19 protein-coding genes and 1 riboswitch are annotated in these 21,763 nt (G+C 70.5%); of the genes, 12 read left to right on the top strand and 7 right to left on the bottom strand.

Annotated elements, in window-relative coordinates; translation table 11 throughout:
- Positions 1–181: riboswitch (cobalamin riboswitch) on the bottom strand. This riboswitch is flagged as partial in the annotation.
- Between the two features lie 116 nt (positions 182–297).
- Positions 298–1,311, top strand: coding sequence for a DUF4424 family protein (locus MKK69_RS30060; protein WP_243973832.1), 1,014 nt, complete (start codon positions 298–300; stop codon positions 1,309–1,311).
- A gap of 61 nt (positions 1,312–1,372) precedes the next feature.
- Here MKK69_RS30060 and MKK69_RS30055 read toward each other — a convergent pair whose 3' ends face one another.
- The 4 genes from MKK69_RS30055 to secG form a co-directional block, all read right to left on the bottom strand.
- Entirely contained in the window at positions 1,373–2,956 is a 1,584-nt protein-coding gene (locus MKK69_RS30055; protein ID WP_243973818.1) for a S10 family peptidase, read from the bottom strand.
- Positions 2,957–2,958: 2 nt separating this feature from the next.
- Positions 2,959–3,411: a DNA polymerase III subunit chi gene (locus MKK69_RS30050; protein WP_243973817.1), complete on the bottom strand. Its 453-nt coding sequence runs from the start codon at positions 3,409–3,411 to the stop codon at positions 2,959–2,961.
- A gap of 57 nt (positions 3,412–3,468) precedes the next feature.
- Positions 3,469–5,097, bottom strand: coding sequence for a CTP synthase (locus tag MKK69_RS30045; RefSeq protein ID WP_243973816.1), 1,629 nt, complete (start codon positions 5,095–5,097; stop codon positions 3,469–3,471).
- A 147-nt stretch (positions 5,098–5,244) separates the two neighbouring features.
- The gene (secG, locus tag MKK69_RS30040) at positions 5,245–5,646 is read right to left on the bottom strand and encodes a preprotein translocase subunit SecG (RefSeq protein ID WP_243973815.1); all 402 of its coding nucleotides are present in this window, start codon (positions 5,644–5,646) and stop codon (positions 5,245–5,247) included.
- 247 nt (positions 5,647–5,893) lie between these two features.
- On the opposite strand from secG, the gene MKK69_RS30035 reads away from it, so the two are divergent.
- Positions 5,894–6,340 (top strand): nuclear transport factor 2 family protein, encoded by a 447-nt coding sequence (locus MKK69_RS30035; protein WP_243973814.1) that lies wholly within the window; start codon positions 5,894–5,896, stop codon positions 6,338–6,340.
- A gap of 43 nt (positions 6,341–6,383) precedes the next feature.
- Here MKK69_RS30035 and ppk2 read toward each other — a convergent pair whose 3' ends face one another.
- Both ppk2 and tpiA read right to left on the bottom strand, forming a co-directional pair.
- The gene (gene ppk2 / locus MKK69_RS30030) at positions 6,384–7,295 is read right to left on the bottom strand and encodes a polyphosphate kinase 2 (protein ID WP_243973813.1); all 912 of its coding nucleotides are present in this window, start codon (positions 7,293–7,295) and stop codon (positions 6,384–6,386) included.
- Between the two features lie 87 nt (positions 7,296–7,382).
- Positions 7,383–8,144: a triose-phosphate isomerase gene (gene tpiA / locus MKK69_RS30025; RefSeq protein ID WP_243973812.1), complete on the bottom strand. Its 762-nt coding sequence runs from the start codon at positions 8,142–8,144 to the stop codon at positions 7,383–7,385.
- Between the two features lie 185 nt (positions 8,145–8,329).
- On the opposite strand from tpiA, the gene MKK69_RS30020 reads away from it, so the two are divergent.
- From MKK69_RS30020 to glp, 7 genes are all read left to right on the top strand, one after another.
- Positions 8,330–10,231, top strand: coding sequence for a peptidyl-prolyl cis-trans isomerase (locus MKK69_RS30020; protein WP_243973811.1), 1,902 nt, complete (start codon positions 8,330–8,332; stop codon positions 10,229–10,231).
- A 3-nt stretch (positions 10,232–10,234) separates the two neighbouring features.
- A complete protein-coding gene (gene trpE, locus MKK69_RS30015; RefSeq protein ID WP_243973810.1) occupies positions 10,235–11,755 on the top strand; it encodes an anthranilate synthase component I in 1,521 nt (506 codons plus the stop codon).
- A 96-nt stretch (positions 11,756–11,851) separates the two neighbouring features.
- A complete protein-coding gene (locus MKK69_RS30010) occupies positions 11,852–12,466 on the top strand; it encodes an anthranilate synthase component II (RefSeq protein WP_243973831.1) in 615 nt (204 codons plus the stop codon).
- A gap of 35 nt (positions 12,467–12,501) precedes the next feature.
- Complete coding sequence (trpD, locus tag MKK69_RS30005) at positions 12,502–13,539, top strand: anthranilate phosphoribosyltransferase (protein ID WP_243973809.1); 1,038 nt, start codon at positions 12,502–12,504, stop codon at positions 13,537–13,539.
- A complete protein-coding gene (trpC, locus tag MKK69_RS30000; RefSeq protein ID WP_243973808.1) occupies positions 13,536–14,417 on the top strand; it encodes an indole-3-glycerol phosphate synthase TrpC in 882 nt (293 codons plus the stop codon). Before trpD ends, trpC begins: the two co-directional genes overlap by 4 nt.
- A gap of 3 nt (positions 14,418–14,420) precedes the next feature.
- The gene (moaC, locus tag MKK69_RS29995) at positions 14,421–14,912 is read left to right on the top strand and encodes a cyclic pyranopterin monophosphate synthase MoaC (protein ID WP_243973807.1); all 492 of its coding nucleotides are present in this window, start codon (positions 14,421–14,423) and stop codon (positions 14,910–14,912) included.
- On the top strand, positions 14,909–16,138 hold the full coding sequence (gene glp / locus MKK69_RS29990) for a gephyrin-like molybdotransferase Glp (protein WP_243973806.1): 1,230 nt from the start codon (positions 14,909–14,911) through the stop codon (positions 16,136–16,138). Before moaC ends, glp begins: the two co-directional genes overlap by 4 nt.
- On the opposite strand, the gene MKK69_RS29985 is transcribed toward glp, so the two are convergent.
- Positions 16,110–17,930: a hypothetical protein gene (locus tag MKK69_RS29985; RefSeq protein ID WP_243973805.1), complete on the bottom strand. Its 1,821-nt coding sequence runs from the start codon at positions 17,928–17,930 to the stop codon at positions 16,110–16,112. The two genes, glp and MKK69_RS29985, sit on opposite strands and share 29 nt — an antisense overlap.
- 197 nt (positions 17,931–18,127) lie before the next feature.
- Here MKK69_RS29985 and MKK69_RS29980 point away from each other — a divergent pair, with 197 nt between their 5' ends.
- From MKK69_RS29980 to MKK69_RS29970, 3 genes are all read left to right on the top strand, one after another.
- Positions 18,128–19,327, top strand: a complete 1,200-nt coding sequence (locus tag MKK69_RS29980) for a glycosyltransferase family 87 protein (RefSeq protein WP_243973804.1) — start codon at positions 18,128–18,130, stop codon at positions 19,325–19,327.
- A gap of 26 nt (positions 19,328–19,353) precedes the next feature.
- A complete protein-coding gene (locus MKK69_RS29975) occupies positions 19,354–20,064 on the top strand; it encodes an NAD-dependent epimerase/dehydratase family protein (RefSeq protein ID WP_243973803.1) in 711 nt (236 codons plus the stop codon).
- A 107-nt stretch (positions 20,065–20,171) separates the two neighbouring features.
- A complete protein-coding gene (locus tag MKK69_RS29970) occupies positions 20,172–21,674 on the top strand; it encodes an NAD(P)/FAD-dependent oxidoreductase (protein ID WP_243973802.1) in 1,503 nt (500 codons plus the stop codon).
- Positions 21,675–21,763 lie beyond the last annotated feature (89 nt).

The raw sequence follows: 21,763 nt of genomic DNA, 5'->3' as shown, positions 1-21,763 counted from the left end.
GACGGCAGGTCTCCTGGCTCGCGGGTCGACGCGCCTACCGCCTTCCCGGATCGCTCCGGTGGCCCTCTGGCAGACGCTCACCGCTCACAGTTGCGGGGGCAGCCGCGGATTCGAGGCTCGCGCCCCTCACCGCATTCCCTTTTCACCCCGTCGCCGGGGCACCGTCACGCGATCGTTGTAGACGCATGACAGCTCTCGCACAACGGAGGCGCGACGGAATCCTGTCCGCATCACCGGGGACGGCGCTGAGCGGCCGCGCCAGCCATCGGATTCTCGAGACCCTTGAGCGTGATCGTGATGAAAACCCCGTCGCTGGCCCTCGCCCTCCTCATGGCGGCGTCCTTGCCCGGCCGGGCCGAGGACACCGTTGCCGCGCTCAAGGCGGGCGGGCTCGTCCTGGAGACGACCGGCCCGATCACCCTCGTGGCGGAGGACCTGACCCTGTCCGAGACGGCCGTGCAGGCCGATTACCGGTTCCGCAATGCGACCGGGGCCGATATCGAGGCGACCCTTGCGTTTCCGATTCCCGACATCGTCGGTGGTCCCGGGATGGCCGTGGCGATCCCCGATCCGGCGCACGACAACGTCCTCGGGTTCGACGCCGCGGTCGATGACCAATCCGTCCCGTGGCAGGTCGAGCAGCACGCCTTCCTGACGCGGGACGGCCGGCCGGTCGAGATCACCGGCGAACTCGCGGGCCTCGGGATCCCGCTGGTGCCGACCGTCGATGCGACGGCTGTCGCCCTGCGCCGCCTCCCGGAGAGCCGGCGCCGTCTTTTGATCGAGGCCCGCATCCTCGATCGGCAGGAGCACGCGGACGGCACGCTCGCGGACGTCCCGCTCTGGACGCTGAAGTCGCGGTTCTGGCGGCGGCAGGCCTTCCCGGCCGGGCGGGAGCTCGCGGTCCGTCAACGCTTCGTACCGAGCCTTGCCAGCCAGTCCGGCCTGTCCTTCGGCTCCCCGGATCTGGGGCCCGCGGCGATGGCCGGCTATGCGGACCGATTCTGCACGGATCCGGCCTTCGCGCGGCTCGCCCAGAGCCTGTACCGCCGGGCGAGTGCTGACGGCAGCCGGTCCTTCCAGGCCTACGAGGAGTCCCTCTCCTACGCGGTTGCCCCCGGGCATGGTTGGGCCGGGCCCATCGGCACGTTCCGGTTGATCGTGGACAAGGGTGATCCCGCGACGATGGTCTCGTTCTGCGGCAGCAACGTCAGGAAGACCGGGCCCACGACCTTCGAGATGGTGGTGAAAGACTACGTCCCGCAGCGGGATATCGACATTCTCTTCCTGAAGACGACCACGCGGGGCTGAGCCGGTTCGCGGACGCATTGCGATCTACGCGACGTCCTCCGGACCCGCCCGCTGCCGGGCGTCAGGGTGCGTCCCTCGTGCGCTCGGTCGGGATGGCCGCCGGGCCCGCATCGCGCGCCTTGACGGCCTCTGCGTAGAGGCGCTCCACGTCCCGGTGGAACGCCGCGCGGGAATCCGGGCGCGTGTAGAACATGTGGCCGCCCGGGTAGACCGACAGGCTCAGGCGGCCGGCGCCGTAGGCCGGCACCTGTGCGAGCAGGAGCTTCGAGGCGAAGTAGGGCGTCACGAGGTCGGTGAAGCCGTGCGCGACGAGGACGCGCAGCTTGCCGTCGAGCGCCAGCACGCCCTTGAGGTTTGAAAGAACCTCCGGCGCCTGCCGCCCCGAACCCCAGCTCCAGCCATGGTTCACCGCATTGTTCAGGAGCTCGTAGCGCATATTCGGCACGGGCCATTTCAGCGTACGGGCATAGAGATCGAGCATGGCGCTGGTGAGCGGAGCCTGGAGCGCCGTGAGCTGGGGATCCTCGAAGCCCGACTGCACCGCGTCCGGGTTCGGATCCCATCCGGTGATCCCGGTGTCGTAGGCGCTGGCGACGCGACCCACGGCCCGGTCGATCTCACGCTGGACGCTGCGGGTCGACAGCCGTGCGGCCTGCCCGCGTACGAGGGCGGCGTCAAGCCCGACCATGGGGGCGACCTTCTCGGTCATCCGCGCCACCGCGCCGGCATCGGCCGGCCCCTTGAGCAGGTCGGCGAGATAAGGGCCGGACGCGTAGGCTTCCGACTCCCCGAGCAGGGCCGGCGTCGGCACGGTGCCGCTCCGCTCCAGGGCGCCGGCGGCGAGGGAGGGCAGCTTGAGCACGTAGCCCCAGGGATTGGCCCGCGGCACCTCGAGCCACCCGAAATCGAGAACCGGCGACAGCAGCACCATCCCGGACAGGCCGACGCCGATCTCCTCCTGCAGCTTCTCGGCGATCAGCGGCCCGCGGAAACCGCCGTAGCTCTCGCCCACGTAGAATTTCGGGCCGGCCATCTGGTCATTGACCCGAAGGTACCGGGCGATCACCGCCGCCAGGGTCGCGGCATCGGAATCCACGGACCAGTAGGCCTTACCATTGCCGTCCGCCGCGCGGCTGTAGCCGGTGCCGACCGGGTCGATGAAGACGAGATCGGTGAAATCGAGCCACGTGCCGTCGTTCGACGCCAGCGTCACCGGCTGCGACGGGCTGATGCTGGCGCCCCCCGTTGGCAGCCGCCAGGGGCCGATTGCGCCGATGTTGAGATAGGCCGACGACGCCCCCGGGCCGCCATTCACCGCGAAGGTCACGGGGCGCATCCGCCCGGCTTCGGGTGCCACCGTATAGGCGACGTAGGCGATCTCGGCCTGGAGCTTGCCGGCCTCGTCGACGAGGGGCAGGCTGCCCGCGGTGGCGGTGAAGTCCAGGGTCCGGCCGTCCGGGAGTGTGATGCTCTGCTTCGTCGTCGAATCCGGCGGCAGGCGGCGTCCCTCGGGGCCGTGGGGGGCCGCCCTGGCCTCCGCGGGGGGATGGCCGTGCGGCGCATCCTCGGCCCGGAGCGGTGGGGATCCGGCGAACGCCAGGGCGAGGCCGAGGGCGGCGCGGGCGAGGGGGCGGCTGAGGATCACGGTCAGGCCTTCTTGTTCCAGCGGCCCGAATCGTCCTGCTGCCAATAGGCCACCGCGTGGCCGGCCTCCTTGGCCTGCCGCCACTGCTCGCGGGCGCGCAACAGGGCGTCCTGATCGGTGCCGTCGAACAGGATGCAGATCCGCGCATAGGCATCGGCATCCGGCGGAAGGTCGGCGCCCTCCACGAGGAATCGGATCGAAGCGGTGTTGGGATTGACGTCGCGCAGGGTCAGCACGACCAGCTGGCTACCCGAATCGGGCTCGCGGTCCGTGCCATGTGGCAGGAAGCTCTCGTCGGAATAGGTCCAGAGGTGGTCGTCAAGAGCTTGGAGCCGCTCTTCCGTGGCCGCCTGGATCGCGGCCTGCCAGCCGCGCTCGAGGGATCGCTCGACGAGGTTGGGCAGGACCCGCTCGAGCGGCTGCCGCTGCATGTGGTAGAAGAGGATCTCGGTCACGTTCGGTGGCATATAGGGCTACGGGCCGCGACGCGAGCAGCGGCGCGCCGCCGCGGCTCACACCAGGCGGCTCTGCTCGATCGCCGCGCCGACGAAGCCCTTGAACAGCGGATGCGGCTCGAAGGGGCGTGACTTCAGCTCCGGGTGGAACTGGACACCGATGAACCACGGGTGCCCGACATGCTCCACCGTCTCGGGCAGGAGCCCGTCCGGGGAGACGCCCGAGAACCGCAGGCCCTTGGCCTCCAGCCGCGCCCGATAGGCCATGTTGACCTCGTAGCGGTGGCGGTGGCGCTCGGAGATGTGCTCGGACCCGTAGATGCCGGCGATCTTCGAATCCGGGTCGAGCTTCGCCTCGTAGGCGCCGAGCCGCATGGTGCCGCCGAGGTCCCCGACCGCGGCGCGGCGCTCCAGCTCGTTGCCGCGCAGCCACTCGGTCAGCAGGCCGACCACCGGCTCGGCCGTGTCGCCGAACTCGGTCGAGTTGGCCTCCGGGAGCCCGGCAAGCGACCGGGCCGCCTCGATCACCGCCATCTGCATGCCGAAGCAGATCCCGAGATAGGGGACGCGCTTCTCGCGGGCGTAGCGGGCCGCGCGGATCTTGCCCTCGGCCCCGCGCTGGCCGAACCCGCCCGGGACCAGGATGCCGTTCAACCCCTCCAGGAACGGCGCGGGGTCCTCGCGCTCGAACACCTCGGCCTCGATCCATTCGAGGTTGACCTTCACCCGGTGGCTGATGCCGCCATGGATCAGCGCCTCGGTCAGCGACTTGTAGGCGTCCTTCAGGCCCGTGTACTTGCCCACGATCGCGATGGAGACCTCGCCCTCGGGGTTGCGGACCCGCTCGGCGATGGTCCGCCAGCGGCCGAGATCCGGCTCCTCGCCGTGGTCCAGGCCGAAATGGCCGAGCACCTCCCGGTCGAGGCCGGCGGTCCGGTAGGAGAGCGGCACCTCGTAGATCGACGCCACGTCGAGGGCCTCGATCACCGCACTCTCGCGGACGTTGCAGAACAGGGCGAGCTTGCGCCGCTCCTCGACGGGGATCGGCCTGTCGCAGCGGCAGAGCAGGATGTCCGGCTGTATGCCGATAGAGCGCAGTTCCTTCACGGAATGCTGCGTCGGCTTGGTCTTCAGCTCGCCCGCGGACGGGATGAACGGCAGGAGCGTCAGATGGACGTAGGCGCAGGTGCCCCGCGGCAGCTCCTGGCCGAGCTGGCGGATCGCCTCGAAGAACGGCAGCCCCTCGATATCGCCCACCGTGCCGCCGATCTCGACGAGCACGAAGTCGAAGGCGTCGTTGCCCTCCAGAACGAAGTCCTTGATCGCGTTGGTGACGTGCGGGATCACCTGGATGGTGGCGCCCAGATAGTCGCCCCGCCGCTCCTTGGCGATGATGTCCTGATAGATCCGGCCCGTGGTGATGTTGTCGGCCCGGCTCGCCGGCACGCCGGTGAAGCGCTCATAGTGGCCGAGGTCGAGGTCGGTCTCGGCGCCGTCGTCGGTGACGAAGACCTCGCCGTGCTGGGTCGGGCTCATCGTGCCCGGATCGACATTGAGGTAGGGGTCGAGCTTGCGCATCCGAACCCGGTAGCCGCGGGCCTGGAGCACCGCTGCCAGGGCCGCCGAGGCGAGTCCCTTGCCGAGGGAGGAGACCACGCCGCCGGTGATGAAAACGTACCGCGTCATGGGCCTCGGTCCATAAAGAAGCTGTCGGCGTTTGCCAAACGGCGAATGCCCCGGCCCGTGTATGGACTGGGGATCACGCAGCGCATGGGCCGGACCGGCGTCGCACCGATCAAGCGTGGGAGGGGTGAGTCGCGTCGCCTCGCGCGGTCAGCGCGATTGCGGCGCGTCCGGAACCGCCGGCTGGGCCGGTGCGGTGTTCGGGACCCGGTCCTGCTGCTGGCGAAGGGAGTCGAGGAGGTTGTCGGCGCCGGTCGGCTGCTTGGCGGGCTGGCCCGAACTCTGCGGCGCGCCGGTGTCGAGGATCGACTTCGGCGCCCGCGACCGGTGCGACAGGACCGCGAGGAGCAGGCTGGTGGCGAAGAATAGTGCTGCCAGGATCGCGGTGGCCCGCGTCAGGGCGTTGGCCTGGCCGCGGCCGGTCATGAAACCCGCGACGCCACCGCCGCCACCGCCGCCGAGACCGAGGCCGCCCTCGGAGCGCTGCAGCAGCACCACGCCGATCAGCGCGAGGACGATGATGAGGTGGACGACGATCAGGACGGTCTGCATCGGTATTCCGAAAACGTCTTCAGGTTCGCGCTTGGGGCCCGGGGGACGGGCGCTGGCGCGGGGCGGCCGGTGCATCCGGCAACGGCCGCAAATCTGCGCCGGCCATACACCACTCGTGGTCCCGCGCCAACTTTATGATCCGGCCAGGCCTGTTTCCCGCAGCCCTCGCGCCGACGGCCCGGCTGTGGTCTGTCTCAGAGCGAAGGACGGCCCGATCCAAGCCGCTGTCCCGCCCGGGAAGGACGCCATGCCGATCTCACGCCGCTTTGCGCTGACCGCTGCCCTCGCCACACCCATCCTGGTGCGGGCGCGTCCGGGGACGGCCGCGAGCCCGGACGGCTCCGCCGTGGAGGAGGCGGTCGATGCCCTCACCAAAGCCCTGCTGTCCGGGGACGGCACCGCCCTCGATGCGCTCACCCTCGACGGGCTGAGCTACGGCCATTCCAGCGGCCTCGTGCAGGACAAGGCCGCCTTCATCGCGCCGCTCGCCAGCAAGCGCGCGACCTTCCCGAGCATCACCCTGTCGGACCGGTCGGTCTCGGTGGTGGGCGACGACGCCATCGCCCGGCACGTGTTCAGCGGCGAGGCTGTCACCGACGGCAAGAGCGCCCCGGTCCATATCGGCGTGTTGCAGGTCTGGCACCGCGACGCCGGCCGCTGGCGCCTCCTGGCGCGCCAGGCCTACAAGATCTGACCGACCGCTCCCGCCCCGGATTTTTTCCAGGCCGGGCAGCCGCTCAGTACCGGGACGGGACGTGCATCTCCGCCGCGATCGGCGCCCGGATGTAATCCGCGTTGCGGACCCGCGCCGGCAGTTCGACCGGCGGATGCTCGACCGTGCCATAGGGTATCTGATCGAGCAGATGGCTGATGCAGTTCAGCCGCGCCCGCTTCTTGTCCACCGCCTCGACCACCCACCAGGGCGCCTCGGGGATGTGCGTGCGCGCCAGCATGTCCTCCTTGGCGCGGGTGTAATCCTCCCAGCGCCGCCGGGATTCCACGTCCATCGGCGAGAGCTTCCACTGCTTGAGCGGGTCTGCGATGCGCATGTGGAAGCGCAGGGCCTGCTCCTCGTCGGTGATCGAGAACCAGTATTTCAGCAGCACGATGCCCGAGCGCACGAGCATCCGTTCGAATTCCGGCACAGAGCGAAAGAATTCCTCCACATCCGCCTCGGTGCAGAAGCCCATGACGCGCTCGACGCCGGCACGGTTGTACCAGGACCGGTCGAACAGCACGATCTCGCCGCCGGCGGGCAGATGGGCGATGTAGCGCTGGAAATACCACTGCGTGCGCTCGCGCTCGTTCGGCGCGGGCAGCGCCGCCACCCGGCAGACCCGGGGGTTCAGGCGCTGGGTGATCCGCTTGATCACACCACCCTTGCCGGCCGAATCGCGCCCCTCGAACAGGACGACCACGCGCAGCTTGTTGTGCTGCACCCAGTCCTGGAGCCGGACCAGTTCGTGCTGGAGGCGCAGCAGCTCACGAAAGTAGAACCGGCGGTCGAGGCCGCCTTCGGTCCCGCCTTCGAGACTGTCCAGACGATCCTCTTCAAATCCAAGTTCGATTTCCTCGTCGTAGCTGTCGAGGATCTCGCGACGGATCGTATCCATCAGCGTGGCATCGGTCAGGTTTTGATCGTCCGGCATGATTCGAATCGCGGTGGTTGAACACCGCGATTCTTAAGCAGGATCGTGTGACAGCTCCGAGAAGCTTGGCCTGCAATGTCCGCAGGCTCAGGCGTAGGCGGCGCAGATCCCGAGGAAGTCCTCGGCCACGAGGCTGGCCCCGCCGACCAGGGCTCCGTCGACATTCTCCACGGACAGGAGTTCGCGGGCATTGCCCGGCTTCACGGACCCGCCGTAGAGGATGCGGATCTTCTGCGCCTCGTCGCCCACGAGCTTGTCGAGCATCTCCCGGAGGGACGCGTGGACCTCGGCGATGTCGCGCGGGGTCGGGGTCCGGCCCGAGCCGATCGCCCAGACCGGCTCGTAGGCGATCACCGTGTCGGCCGCCCGGGCGCCCTTGGGCAGGCCGATGGCGAGCTGGGCGCGGACGATGTCGAGGGCCCGGCCCTGCTCGCGCTCCTCGATGGTCTCGCCCACGCAGATGATCCCGCACAGGCCGGCGCGCCGGGCGCCGAGCGCCTTGGCGTGGACCCCGTCGTCGGTCTCATGGTGATAGGCCCGCCGCTCGGAATGGCCCACGATCACGTAGCGGGCGCCGAGATCGGCCAGCATCTCGGCCGAGATCGATCCGGTGAAGGCCCCGCTCGGCCGGGCGTGGAGATTCTGGCCTCCGATGGCGATGGGCGAGCCGGCGGCCTCGGCGACGCAGGCACTGATCAGGGTCGCGGGCGGGCAGATCAGCACGTCGATGCGGGCGGCCAGCTCCGGCGAGAGCCCGTCGCGGATCGCCTGGACGACCTTGAGCGAGTCCCGCGTGCCGTTCATCTTCCAATTGCCGGCGACCAGCGGCCTGCGCCCCGACTGCGTCATCCCTGGCTCCGCTCCGCCCCACCTTCCGCAAGTTGCCGCGGCCTACCAGAGCGAGCTTGAGCGTGCAAACGCGGCCGCGCCGCCGAGCCTTTGCCTGTGGACGCGAATGGTCTATCGCGGTCGGCTCTCAGGGATGGTGCCGGCCCGGCGATGGGTCGGCCGCCGAAGGTATCCGATCACAGACCATGCTCCAGGGCATCCGCAACGCTAGCCAGCACTGGCTCGGCAAGATCGTCTTGACGATCATCTTCACGCTGCTCATCGCGGGCGTCGGGATCTTCGGTGTCGAGGAGTTCTTCCGGGGCGGCTCCAGCAACAACGTGGCCACGGTCGGCAGCACGCCGATCACCGCCGAGCAGGTGCGCCAGGCCTATCAGAACCAGATGCAGCGCTATCAGGTGCAGCTGAAGCGCGCGCTGACCCCCGATCAGGCACGGATGCTCGGCCTCGACCGGCAGGTGATGTCACAGCTGATCACCGAAGCCGCCCTCGACCAGAAGACGCACGATCTCGGCCTCGCGGTGCCGGACGCCTCGGTGATCCGGGCGATCCACGACGAGAAGAGCTTCCAGAACCAGCAGGGCCAGTTCGAGCCGCAGCTCTTCTATCAGACGTTGCAGCGGGCGGGCCTGAACGAGGGGATGTTCGTGCACGAGCAGCGCGCGGTGATCGCGCGGCTGCAACTGGCGGAGGCGGTCTCGTCCGACCTGCACGTGCCGGCGGCCATGCGCGAGGCCGTCCACCGCTACACCACCGAGCGCCGGTCCGCCGCCTACCTGATGCTGACCCCCTCCACAGCCGGCCAGATCCCCGACCCGACCGAGGACGAGCTGAAGGGCTGGTACGAGGCCAACAAATCCGGCTTCCGCGCGCCGGAATTCCGGACGGCGAACCTGCTCGTAGTCGATCCGGACACGATGGCCAAACCCGACGCGATCAGCGACGCGGACGCGCGCGCCGCCTACGCGCTGAACAAGGACCGTTACGGCGCCCCCGAGAAGCGCACGATCCAGCAGATCGTCTTCCCGGACAACGCCGCCGCGGAAAGCGCGCGCAAGGCGATCGAAGACGGCTCCAAGACCTTCGAAGCGGTAGCGGCCGAGCGCGGCACCGATGACAAGGACCTGACGCTCGGCACGCTCACCAAGGCCGAGCTGTTCGACAAGTCCGTGGGGGACGCGGCCTTCGCGTTGCCCGAAGGCGGCGTGAGCCAGCCGGTCCAGGGCCGGTTCGGGACCGTGCTGCTGCGCGTGACCAAGATCGAGCCCGGCACGGTGAAGCCCTTCGAGGCGGTCGAGGGCGAGATCCGGAGGGGATTGGCCCTGGCCCGCGCCCGCGACGCGATCGAGACCACCCGCGACGCCATCGAGGACCAGCGCGCCGCCGCCAAGCCGCTGACCGACATCGCCGCCGAGCGCGGCCTGAAGATCGTGCCGGTCAAGGCCGTGGATACCAACGCCAAGGATCCGGAGGGCCGGAAGGTCGGCGACATCCCCGATCCGGACACGACCCTGCCCGCCCTGTTCCGCGCCGAGATCGGCGGCGACAACGAGCCCCTGCGCACCAAGGCCGGCGGCTACGTCTGGTACGACGTCACCGGCATCGATCCCGCGCACGACAAGCCGCTGGATCAGGTCAAGGACGGCGTGACCGCGGGCTGGAAGGCCGCCGAGACCGCCAAGCGCCTCCAGGCCAAGGGACGCGAACTGGTCGAGAAGCTGAACACGGGTGCGACCCTCGAGGCGGTCGCCCAGGAGGCCGGCGTCAATCCGCAGGAGGCGCAGGATCTCGCGCGCAACCAGGCCAAGGACATGCTGACCGCCGACGACGTCAACCTGATCTTCGCGACGGCGGTGGGCAAGGCGGGCACCGCGGCGGCCGCCGATTCCCGCGCCGTGTTCAAGGTCACGGCGGCGACCATGCCGGCCTTCGTGGCCGACAGCCCGAGCGACCGGACCATCACCCAGAACTTCCGGGCGGCCCTCGCCGACGACGTGCTGTCGCAGTACATCGCCGAGGTCCAGAAGAACGCCGGCGTCAAGATCGATGCGGTCGCCCTGCGCCGCGCGCTGGGCGGCGAGTACTGACATATGGCCGAGGCGCCTGACGACGCGGCCTTCGCGGAGCGCTACGCGGCCGGGCAGCCGAGCCTCGTCGCGCTGACCCTGGTGGCGGATCTCGAGACGCCGGTGGCGGCGTTCCTGAAGCTGCGCGCCCGCCATGCGGGCCCGGCCTTCCTGCTCGAATCGGTCGAGGGCGGCGCCGTGCGCGGCCGCTACTCAATGATCGGGCTCGATCCGGACCTGATCTGGCGCTGCCGCGACGGCGTGCCGGCGATCGCGCGCGGCCCCGATCTCGACGCCTTCGCGCCGGACGACCGGGCGCCGCTGGCCAGCCTGCGCGCCCTGATCGCCGAGAGCGCCATCGGCGACGTGGATGGCCAGGACCTGCCGCCGATGGCCGCCGGCCTGTTCGGCTATCTCGGCTACGACATGGTCCGCGCCATGGAGCGGCTGCCGGAGCCCAACCCCGATCCCCTCGGCGTTCCGGACGCGATCCTGGTCCGCCCGCGGGTGATGGTGGTGTTCGACGCGGTGCGCGACCTGCTGACCGTGGTGTCCCCGGTGCGGCCGGCGGCGGGCATCCCGGCCCGGGCGGCCTACGAGGCCGCGCTCCAGCGCCTCGACCGGGTGGCGGAGGCCCTGGAGGGACCGCTGCCGATCGAGGCCCGGGTCGACCTCGCGGCGGTCGCCCATCCGGAGCCGGTCTCGAACACGGCGCCGGAGGCCTTCGCCGCCATGGTGGCACGGGCTAAGGACTACATCGTCGCCGGCGACGTGTTCCAGGTGGTGCTGTCGCAGCGCTTCTCGGCGCCGTTCACCCTGCCGGCCTTCAGCTTGTACCGGTCGCTCCGGCGCACGAACCCGGCCCCGTTCCTCTGCTATCTCGACTTCGAATCCTTCCAGATCGTCTGCTCCTCGCCGGAGATCCTGGTGCGCGTCCGCGACGGCACCGTCACGGTGCGGCCCATCGCCGGCACCCGCCGCCGGGGCGTGACCCCGGCCGAGGACGCGGCGCTCGCCGAGGAACTGCTGGCCGATCCGAAGGAGCGTGCCGAGCACCTGATGCTGCTCGATCTCGGCCGCAACGATGCCGGCCGGGTCTCACGGATCGGCAGCGTGCGGGTGACGGACTCGTTCTTCATCGAGCGCTACAGCCACGTGATGCACATCGTGTCGAACGTCGAGGGCGACCTCGATCCGCGGCACGATCCCCTCGACGCCCTGGCGGCGGGCTTCCCGGCCGGCACGGTCTCCGGGGCGCCCAAGGTGCGGGCCATGGAGATCATCGACGAATTGGAGCACGACAAGCGCGGTCCCTATGCCGGCTGCGTCGGCTATTTCGGCGCGCGCGGCGAGATGGACACCTGCATCGTGCTGCGCACGGCCGTGGTGAAGGACGGGCGGATGCACGTCCAGGCCGGCGCGGGGATCGTGTACGATTCCGATCCGGCGTCCGAGCAGCAGGAATGCGTCAACAAGGCCAAGGCGCTGTTCCGGGCCGCCGAGGAGGCGGTGCGGTTCGCGGCTCAGGCCAAGCGGGGGCAGTGAGCCGATCCCGCCGCCTGCGCGCGCCGCGCTGCCTACGCGGTTGACCGCTCCGCCCCGAGCGGTCACATCGCCTGCATGCCCGAGCGTGCCGCCGCGATGCCCAACGTCCTCGTCATCGACAATTACGATTCCTTCACGTGGAATCTCGTCCACCTGATCGGTCCGCTCTGCGGTACGATCGACGTCGCCCGCAACGACGCGACCAGCATCGCGGACATCCGCAGCCGGGCCCCCGACGCGATCGTGCTCTCGCCGGGACCCTGCACGCCGAACGAGGCCGGCATCTGCCTCGACGTGGTGCGCGAGCTGTCGGACGAAATCCCGATCTTCGGCGTCTGCCTCGGCCTCCAGGCCATCGGCCAAGCCTTCGGGGGCGATGTGGTGCGTGCGCCGCTGCCGCTGCACGGCAAGGTCTCGACCATCCGGCACGGGGCCAGCGGCCTGTTCCGCGGCCTGAACGACAGCTTCGAGGCGACGCGCTACCACTCCCTGGTGGTTGACCGCGCCAGTTGCCCGGAATCGCTGCGGGTCACCGCCGAGGCGGACGGGCTGATCATGGGGCTCGAGCACGCCGAGCGCCCGCTCCACGGCGTCCAGTTCCACCCGGAGAGCATCCGGTCGCAGCACGGCACGGAGATCGTGAAGAACTTCCTCGATCTCGCCGCCGCCTGGAACGCGGCGCGTGACAGGACCCGCGCCGGCGTGCATTGACGGCCGGCGGCCGGGGCGGCCCTCCGACAGAATCCATGGACAGTTTCAGACCCCATCTCGCCAAGGTCGCCGGGGGCCACGCCCTCGACCGGGCCGAGGCGCGCGCGGCCTTCGACGACCTGCTGTCGGGCGCGGTGACCCCGGTCCAGGCCGGTGCCTTCCTGACCGCCCTCAAGGTGCGCGGCGAGACCGTCGAGGAGATCGTCGGCGCCGCCGAGGCCATGCGCGCGCGCATGACCCGGGTGGCGGCTCCGGAGGGCGCCGTCGACGTGGTCGGCACCGGCGGCGATCAGTCCGGCAGCGTCAATGTCTCCACGCTCGCCGCCATCCTGGTGGCCGCCTGCGGCGTGCCGGTGGCCAAGCACGGCAACCGCGCCGCCACCTCCCGCTCCGGCGCCGCCGACGTCCTGGCTGCCCTCGGCGTGCGGCTCGGCCTCGACGCGGCGGGGCAGGCGCGCTGTCTGGCCGAGGCCAACCTGTGCTTCCTGTTCGCGCAGGCCCATCACCCGGCGATGCGCCACGTGGCGGCGATCCGCTCGGAACTGCCGGTGCGGACGATCTTTAACCTGCTGGGCCCGCTGTGCAATCCGGCGGGCGTGGCCTGCCAGCTGTTCGGCGTCGCCCAGGAGGCGCTCGCCGAGCCGCTGACCCGGGTGCTCGCGGAACTCGGCAGCCGCAGGGTCTGGACCGTCCACGGCTCCGACGGGCTCGACGAGATCACCGTCACCGGCCCGACCCGGGTCGTCGCCCTCGATGACGGCCGGATCTCCCGCTTCACCATCGACCCGCGCGACCTCGGCCTGGCGTTGCGGGCGGCGGAAGAACTGCGCGGGGGCGATCCCGCCGACAATGCCCGGGCGCTGGAGGCGGTGCTGGCGGGCGCGCGCAACGCCTACCGGGACATCGCGGTTCTCAACGCCGGGGCGGCACTCGTCGTCGCGGGGGCCGCCCCGACCCTGGCGGACGGGCTCGCGCGGGCGCACCATGCGGTCGATTCCGGGGCGGCCCGGGCGACCCTCGCCCGCCTCGTCCAGGCCTCGAACGACCACGCCACCGGGCAGGAGGGCCAATGAGCTCGCTGACGCAAGAGGCGAATCGCGATACGGTCGCCGAGACGCCCCCCGAGCGGCCCAACGTGCTCGCCCGAATCGAGGCCTACAAGCGCCGGGAGATCGCCGAGGCGAAGCTGCGCGTGCCGCTCGCCAAGCTCGAGCGCAAGGTCGCGCAGGCCGATCCGGTGCGCGGCTTCGCGGCGGCGATCCGCGCCCATCTCGCCGAGGGGCGCCCGGCGCTCATCGCAGAGGTGAAGAAGGCCTCGCCCTCGAAGGGCCTGATCCGGGCCGATTTCGACCCCAAGACCCTCGCCGCCGCCTACGAGGACGGCGGCGCCACCTGCCTGTCGGTCCTCACCGACGAACCCTCGTTCCAGGGGCGGCCGGACTATCTGACCGCGGCGCGCAAGGCCTGCCGGCTGCCGGTGTTGCGCAAGGACTTCCTGTTCGAGCCCTACCAGGTCTACGAGGCCCGGGCCTGGGGCGCCGACTGCATCCTGGCGATCATGGCCTGCCTCGACGACGACGAGGCCGTCGCCCTGGTCGAGACGGCGCACCTTCTCGGGATGGACGTCCTGGTCGAGGTCCACGACGAGGCCGAGCTCGCCCGGGCGATTCCCCTGGGCACGGCGCTGATCGGCATCAACAACCGCAATCTCAAGACCTTCGAGGTCTCCTTCGAGACCGCGATCCACCTCAAGCCCGGTATCCCCGAAGATCGAATCGCGGTCGCCGAGAGCGGCATCGGCGACCACGCCGACGTGATGCGTCTCCGGGAGAACGGCCTCGGCGTGGTCCTGGTCGGCGAGAGCCTGATGCGTCAGGCGGATGTGACCGCGGCGACCCGCGCGTTGCTCTTTGGCAACGGTGAGGCCCCCAAGGCCCGGATCAAGGGCTGAGCGATGGAGCCCGGCACGACGCTCACCCATCTCGACACCAGCGGCGCGGCCAACATGGTCGACGTCACCGACAAGCCCGCCACCGACCGGACCGCCCGGGCGGAGGGCTGCATCGTGATGCGGCCCGAGACCCTGGTGCTGATCCGCGAGGGCGACGCCAAGAAAGGCGACGTGATCGGAACCGCGCGGCTGGCCGGCATCATGGCGGCCAAGCGCACCCACGAGCTGATCCCGCTCTGCCACCCGCTGCTCCTGTCCAAGATCCGGGTCATATGTGAGCCCGACGACGCGCTGCCCGGCCTGCGGATCGCCGCCGAGGTGCGGGTCCAGGGCCCGACCGGGGTCGAGATGGAGGCGCTGACCGCCGTCTCGGTGGCCTGTCTGACGGTCTACGACATGGTGAAGGCGGTGGATCGCGGCATGCGGATCGAGGGTATCCGGCTCGTTGCCAAGGATGGCGGCCGCTCCGGCGCCTACCGGGCCCCTCTGGCATGAGCGGCCTGATCCCGGTCGCCGAGGCGCTGGCGCGGGTCCTGGCGAGCGTTCCCGGCCACGTCGAGGCCGAAACCGTGCCCCTGGCCCATGCCTCCGGGCGGACGCTGGCCGCCGACATCGTCGCCACCCGGACGCAGCCGCCCTTCCCGGCCTCCGCCATGGACGGCTACGCGGTGCGCGGCGCCGACGCTGCATCGCCGGGGGCAACCCTGCGGCTGATCGGCACCAGCGCGGCCGGCCACGGTTTCTCGGGACGCATCGGCCCCGGCGAGGCGGTGCGGATCTTCACCGGGGCGCCGGTGCCCGATGGCGCGGACGCGATTCTGATCCAGGAGGACGCACAGGCCGAGGGCGAGACCGTGCGCGTGGTCGAACCGGTCGAGCCGAACCGGTTCATCCGCCGCGCCGGGCTCGATTTCACGGCCGGGGAGACGCTGCTCACCCAAGGCTTGACCCTCGACGCGCGGCGCCTCGCCCTGGCGGCGGCGGCCGGCCACCCGCGCCTGCCGGTCCGGCGCAGGCCCCGGGTTGCGATCCTGGCCACCGGGGACGAGCTGGTGGCCCCGGGGGAGAATCCCGCCTGGGATCAGATCGTCGCCTCGAACAGCCTCGCCGTCGGCGCGCTCGCCACCGAGGCGGGGGCGGAGATCATCGATCTCGGCATCGCGGCGGACGACCATGCCGCCCTGGCGTACGCCTTCCGCCGCGCCCGCGAGGCCCGGGCCGACCTGCTGGTGACCCTCGGGGGCGCGTCGGTCGGCGATCACGACCTCGTCCAGGCTGCGCTGGCCCGGGAGGGGTTGGAACTTGGCTTCTGGCGGGTGGCGCTCCGGCCCGGCAAGCCGCTGATGCACGGCCGCCTCGGCGACATGCTGGTGATCGGGCTGCCGGGAAATCCGGTCTCGTCGATCGTCTGCGGGCTGCTGTTCGTGGTGCCGGCGATCCGTGCGTTGCAGGGCGATCCCCGGGCCGGCGAAGACCGCAGCGAGCCGGCGACGCTCGGCCGCGACCTCCCGGCCAACGATGGACGGGCCGACTACATGCGCGCGCGCCTCGCCGTCACGCCGGGCCAGCTTCCGGTGGCGACTCCGGAGCAGCGCCAGGATTCCTCGATGCTGGCGGTGCTGGGCCACGCCGAGGCGCTGCTGATCCGCGCGCCGCACGAGCCCGCCGCCCGGGCCGGCGATCCGTGCCGGATCATCCGGCTCGACCGGCGCCTGCTCTGAGCGGCTCCGGCTTCACCCGCCAGACCTTGAGCGGACCGGGCAGGTCGAGAAGCTCCAGCCGATCGTATCGCGCAGCGCCGTCGACGAGCCGCGTGGCGAAGGCGGGCTCCGCCTGGAGGTTCTCGGCCGGGCGGGCCGGGCAGGCAACCACGTAGCGGATCGCGAACGTCGTCAGCACGCGCTCCAGATCCGCCTGCGTGCCGCCCAGGCCCCCGATCGCCGCAATCAGCCCCGGGATCGCCCGATGATACGGCGCGGCCACGATCCGGTGCGGCGTGTGCAGCAGGATTGCCGGTCCCATGACGATCGGCGCCAGGACGGTGCCGGGCGGCAGGGCGCCAAGGGGCGCCAGGGCGGCCTCGCTCCGGCAGGCGACCGCGCCGGCGGGGTCGGGGGCCGTCCGCGCGGCCGGGGCCAGCGCCTCAGCCAGGAGCGCGGGCGCCATCCAGAGCGAGCTGACGAGGCAGCCGCCGAGGAGCGCGAGACCCCAGCGGGGTAGACCGGCCCGAGCTCCAGCCTCCTGCGCGAGCGCGCGGTCGAGGACGGCCCCCGCGACCAGCGGCACGAAGCCGGACGCGATGTAGAGCCCCCGGAACTCGAACAGGCCGAGGATCAGGCCCGGCCAGAGGAACAAAGCCGCCACCGACCAGGCACGCCGCTGCGGCCCGCGCCACGCCATCCAGGTCGCCGCGAACGCCGCGAGCAGCACCACCGGATAGAAGACCAGGGCCTCCCACTGACCCCGGGCGATGAACTTCGGGAGCGAGGCCATCTCGTTCACCGTCAGCAGCCAGCGGGTCCGGACGAGGGGCGGCATGTCCGGGAAGGGCCCGCCCAGGCAGGTCGGGAAGGCGAGGGCGAAGCCCACGAGCAGGATCGCGCCGCAGGCCGCCGCCAGCGCGGCGCGCGCCCGCATCGACCCGAGACGGTCGCCAGCTGCGGCCGCGGAGACGGCGAAGAGCAGGCCGCCGAGGGCGATCCACAGCCAGGGTAGCGAGAGCGCATCGCAGCGCGGGGCCCCCCAGAGCCCGGGATCCGTCTGCACGGCGAACAGGATCGGCGCGGCGATCCCGAGCCCGAGGCCGAAGCCGGCCAGGACCGGCAGCGCCGGACGGCCGCGCAGGCACCAATCCCCCACGAGGAACAGGGCCGCCGGGGCGATGGACGGCAGACCTTCCAGCCCCACCGCCAGCGACAGGGCCGCAAGACCGCCGCCGACGAGACCGCTCCGGAATCCGCCGTGGATCATGCAGAAGGAGAGTCCGAGGATCGCGATGATCTGGACGTTGTGGTGGTCGACCCGCCCGGCGGCGAATTGGATGCCGACCCCGAGAGTCTGGGTCGCCGCGATGACGGCCAGCACTGCAGCGCGGCTGCCGAAACGCGCCCGGGTGCCGCGATGGAGCACGCCGCAATAGAGCGCGAACAGCAGCGCCGGCCACAATGCGGCGGCCAAGCCCTCCGCCAGGGTCCGGCCGGCGAGGGGCGTCAGGGCCAGGATCAGCCCGGCGATCGGGGCATCCACCAGGCGCGACCAGTGGCTCGGTACGCCTCCGGGTGGGAGGAAGCGGTACTGGACGTTGTCGTACCAGCCCTGGCCCGCGAGCAGATCGCGCACCGCGACGAGCCGCATGGCGTCGTCGGTATCGGGCACGCGCAGGTGCCGGATCGTGTCCCAGATGTCCTGCGGCGCGTTCATGGTCGCAAGCGACAGGGCGACGAGCAGCCACAGGAGCGGGCGCGGATCGAGCCGTGCGGCGCGGGCGGGGATCGGATCCGCCGAAGCGGGCATGGCGGGCACCCAGACGAGCGGCGGGCCCCTCTGCCCGGATCGGGGCGAGGTCACGCCTGACGCCCGGTCGAGGCGCCGGGCATGTTCGTCGTACTTCTGTTGCGCGGCGGTTAACCGATCGTCAGCGCTGCACACTTAGGTTCGGATCGTGCCGTTCGAGTTCGCCGCGCCGCATACGGAACTGGGACCCTCCGGGCATGCCGAAACAGACTCTGGGTCGCAGGCAGATCCCGATCATCGCGACGGGTTTCGTGATCGCGCTCGGGACGTGGCTCTCGTTGAGGCCGTGGGATTTGCACGCCTGGATGATCGGCGCGCCGCTCGGACACGACTACGTCAATTTCTGGCTCGCGTCCCGGCTGGTCATGGCGGGGCAGGCCGGCACGCTGATCGATCTCCCGGCCTACGGTGACGCGGTCAAGGCGGCCTTCGGCCTGAGCTACGATCCGCATCTTCTGTTCGTCTATCCGCCGCACGTGCTGCTGTTTCTGGTGCCGCTCGTCGGCCTGCCGTTCCTGCCGGCCGTCTTCGTCTGGACCGCGGTGAACGTCGCTGCCCTGGCCTGGGCGACGCGCCGATCAGCCGAGGCCGTCGACGGCACCCTTGTCCTGGTCGCCTGCCTGTCGCCGCCCGCGATCACGATGATGCTCTACGGCCATTTCGGCGGCCTGCTCGCCCTCGGGGCGACCGTCGTGCTGCAGGAGAGCGGTCGTCGCCCGTGGCTCGCCGGCCTGTGTTTCGCCTGCCTCACCGTGAAGCCGCAATTCGCGGCGGCGCTCGGGCTGATCCTGCTGTGTGGCGGTTTCTGGCGCTGTCTGGTCGCGGCCGGGATCGCCACGGCCGCGCTTGTGGGCGTCTCGGTCGCCGTGTTCGGCGTCGCGGTCTGGGAACGGTTCGTCACCGTGACGATGCCGCTGCAGAGCTCCTTCATCATCGCGTTCAACGCACCGATGATCGAGACCTCGGCCACACCCTATTTCGTCGCCCGATTCTGGGGACTGCCCGCGGGCATCGCCTGGACGATCCAGGGATGCATCAGCGTCCTGGCGCTCGCCGCCGCCATACGGGCCCTGCGCGGCGATATGCGCAGTCCGGCCCGGCTCCTTGTGGTTCTGCTGGCCGTTCTGGTGATGCAACCCTACGCCTCGCATTACGACCTGGCTGTCGTGGCGCCGGCCCTGACCCTGGTCGTGCTCGCGGGCGACCCAAGGCCATCGCGCCTGGCGGTGGCGGTCTGGTTGCTGGTCCCGCTGGCGCGCATCTTCTTCATCTTCGAGATACCGCTCCTCTGCCTGATCGTGCCCGGCGCGCTGTTCACCCAGGCCGCGCGTCTTTCGAGACCCGGCCGGGAGACGGTCCCCGCCGCCGCCCTCGCTCGGCTCGAGCCGGCCGTCTGACCTCCGATCGCACCCCGGACTGACCCATGGCCCGCGTCCTGTGCGTCTGGGGTCATGGCTTCGACCGGCCGGTGCGGGAGGACGATCCCCCGGCGCCGTGCGAGCCCTGCGGCACCAGCAAATGGGAGGGCGAGAAGATCCGCGTGGCTCATGCCGCCGACTTCGCCGCCACGATCATCCGGTCACCGACCATCATGGGGGCCGGGCGGCTCGGCTTGCTGGCGATCCTGTTCGCGTTCATCGCGGAAGGCCGAAGGGTCTGGCTGGTCGGCGAGGGCCGCAACCGCTACCAATTCGCGTCCGTGGACGACCTGATCGAGGCCATGGTGCTGGCCTGGCGACGCCGAGCCTCCGGCACCTTCGGGATCGGGTCCGGCGACGTCGGCCCGACGCGCGACACGTTCGAGCCTGTGATCGCGCAGGCCGGCACCTGCGCCCGCACGGCCCGATTGCCGAAGGCGCCGCTGCTCCTCGCGATGCGAGCGGCACACCCCCTGCGGATCTCACCGCTCGGACCGTATCATTACCGGATGATCGCCGAGGATTTCATCTTCGACACCAGCCGGATCAAGGGCGCCCTGGGTTGGGCACCGACTCTCACCAACCGTGAGATGCTGCTCGCGACCTATCGGTATTATGCCGCGAACCGGTCGGAGATCGCCACGCGCCGCGCCGTATCCGCCCATCGGCACGCCGCCAATATGGGGGTGATCTCCCTGCTGAAATGGGTTTCGTAAAATCACGCCCGCTGGAAAGGCCAGCGATTCCTTAACCACGAGGATTCATGCTGCCGGCAATCAGGCGCTGCCTGTGCGACGCCAAACACGAATCGCCGGAGCAGGGGATGAGCCACCACACCGAGACCCTGGTGATCGGCGCGGGGCCCGCGGGTCTCACCGCCGCCTACCTGCTGTCGAAGCAGGGCCGGTCCGTCACCGTCCTGGAGCGGGATCCGGCGCAGGTCGGCGGCATCTCGCGCACGGTCTCGCATAACGGCTACCTGTTCGACATCGGCGGCCACCGGTTCTTCTCGAAATCCAAGGCGGTGGTCGATCTCTGGGACGAGATCCTGCCCAACGACTTCATCGAGCGCCCGCGCCTGTCGCGGATCTACTATCGCGGCCGGTACTACGCCTATCCGCTCAAGGCCTTCGAGGCGCTGCGCAATCTCGGCGTGTTCACCAGCGCGGCCTGCGTCGCCTCCTACCTCTATGCCCGCATGAAGCCGGTGCGCGACCCGAAGAACTTCCACGCCTGGGTGCGCAACCAGTTCGGCGAGCGCCTGTTCTCGATCTTCTTCAAGACCTACACCGAGAAGGTCTGGGGCATGTCGTGCGACGCGATCTCGGCCGATTGGGCTGCGCAGCGCATCAAGGGCCTCGACCTCGGCGCGGCGATCCGCGACGGGATCAAGCGTTCGCTCGGCCTGCGCAAGGCGCCGAAAGCCGGCGGCCCGGTGATCAAGACGCTGATCGAATCGTTCCGCTATCCCCGCCGCGGTCCCGGCATGATGTGGGAGGCCGCCGCCGCCAAGGTCCAGGCCCAGGGCGGCCGGGTCCACCTCAACCGCGGCGTCGATTCCCTCAGCTACGATGCCGGCACCGGCATCTGGACGGTGGCGGCCCGCAGCGCCGACGGCAGCCGCGAGACCTACACGGCCCGCCATCTGATCTCGTCCGCCCCGGTGCGCGAGCTGGTCGACTCGATCCGGCCGCGGCCGCTCAGCACCTTCAACGCGCGGGCGCTGAAATACCGCGACTTCCTGACCGTGGCGCTCATCGCCAAGTCCCAAAAGAATTTCCCGGATAATTGGATCTACATCCACGATCCGTCGGTGCAGGTCGGGCGGGTGCAGAACTTCCGCTCCTGGTCCCCCGAGATGGTGCCGGACGAGGATCATACCTGCCTCGGCCTCGAATACTTCTGCTTCGAGGGCGACGGGCTCTGGACGTCCTCGGACGAGGACCTCGTGGCGCTGGCCAAGCGGGAGATCGGCCAGATCGGCCTGATCGACCCGGCCGACGTGGTCGATGCCTGCGTGGTCCGGCAGCCCAAGGCCTATCCGGTCTATGACGAGGATTATGCCGGCCACGTCGCCACCGTGCGGCGGGAGCTGGAGCGGGATTTTCCGACCCTCCACCTCGTCGGCCGCAACGGCATGCACAAGTACAACAATCAGGACCACGCGATGATGACCGCGATGCTGACCGTGGAGAACATCCTCCAGGGCCAGCGCCGGCACGATGTCTGGCGGGTCAACGAGGATGCCGAATACACGGAGGCCGGCGTGTCGGGCGCCCGGGCCGCCCTCGGCAGCGAGCGCCTCGTGCCGCGCAAGGTCGCCTGAGCGGCGACAGGCCGGCGGCCGCGTCATCGGCACGGCTTGCCGGTCCGGGCGACGGCTCTATCGTTCACCCCCGGGAACGCCGAGGTCCA

The sequence above is a fragment of the Methylobacterium sp. J-026 genome, assembly GCF_022829585.1.
Classification (GTDB): Bacteria; Pseudomonadota; Alphaproteobacteria; order Rhizobiales; family Beijerinckiaceae; genus Methylobacterium.
This window is presented reverse-complemented; position numbering and strand designations above follow the sequence as displayed.

Coding starts and splice junctions, on each gene's coding strand:
- ppk2 (WP_243973813.1), bottom strand. CDS start 7,295: ATGCCGGACGATCAAAACCTGACCGATGCCACGCTGATGGATACGATC.
- secG (WP_243973815.1), bottom strand. CDS start 5,646: ATGCAGACCGTCCTGATCGTCGTCCACCTCATCATCGTCCTCGCGCTG.
- MKK69_RS29980 (WP_243973804.1), top strand. CDS start 18,128: ATGCCGAAACAGACTCTGGGTCGCAGGCAGATCCCGATCATCGCGACG.
- glp (WP_243973806.1), top strand. CDS start 14,909: ATGAGCGGCCTGATCCCGGTCGCCGAGGCGCTGGCGCGGGTCCTGGCG.
- trpD (WP_243973809.1), top strand. CDS start 12,502: ATGGACAGTTTCAGACCCCATCTCGCCAAGGTCGCCGGGGGCCACGCC.
- MKK69_RS30020 (WP_243973811.1), top strand. CDS start 8,330: ATGCTCCAGGGCATCCGCAACGCTAGCCAGCACTGGCTCGGCAAGATC.
- tpiA (WP_243973812.1), bottom strand. CDS start 8,144: ATGACGCAGTCGGGGCGCAGGCCGCTGGTCGCCGGCAATTGGAAGATG.
- MKK69_RS30045 (WP_243973816.1), bottom strand. CDS start 5,097: ATGACGCGGTACGTTTTCATCACCGGCGGCGTGGTCTCCTCCCTCGGC.
- MKK69_RS29975 (WP_243973803.1), top strand. CDS start 19,354: ATGGCCCGCGTCCTGTGCGTCTGGGGTCATGGCTTCGACCGGCCGGTG.
- MKK69_RS29985 (WP_243973805.1), bottom strand. CDS start 17,930: ATGCCCGCTTCGGCGGATCCGATCCCCGCCCGCGCCGCACGGCTCGAT.
- trpC (WP_243973808.1), top strand. CDS start 13,536: ATGAGCTCGCTGACGCAAGAGGCGAATCGCGATACGGTCGCCGAGACG.
- MKK69_RS30035 (WP_243973814.1), top strand. CDS start 5,894: ATGCCGATCTCACGCCGCTTTGCGCTGACCGCTGCCCTCGCCACACCC.
- moaC (WP_243973807.1), top strand. CDS start 14,421: ATGGAGCCCGGCACGACGCTCACCCATCTCGACACCAGCGGCGCGGCC.
- MKK69_RS29970 (WP_243973802.1), top strand. CDS start 20,172: ATGAGCCACCACACCGAGACCCTGGTGATCGGCGCGGGGCCCGCGGGT.
- MKK69_RS30010 (WP_243973831.1), top strand. CDS start 11,852: ATGCCCAACGTCCTCGTCATCGACAATTACGATTCCTTCACGTGGAAT.
- trpE (WP_243973810.1), top strand. CDS start 10,235: ATGGCCGAGGCGCCTGACGACGCGGCCTTCGCGGAGCGCTACGCGGCC.
- MKK69_RS30060 (WP_243973832.1), top strand. CDS start 298: ATGAAAACCCCGTCGCTGGCCCTCGCCCTCCTCATGGCGGCGTCCTTG.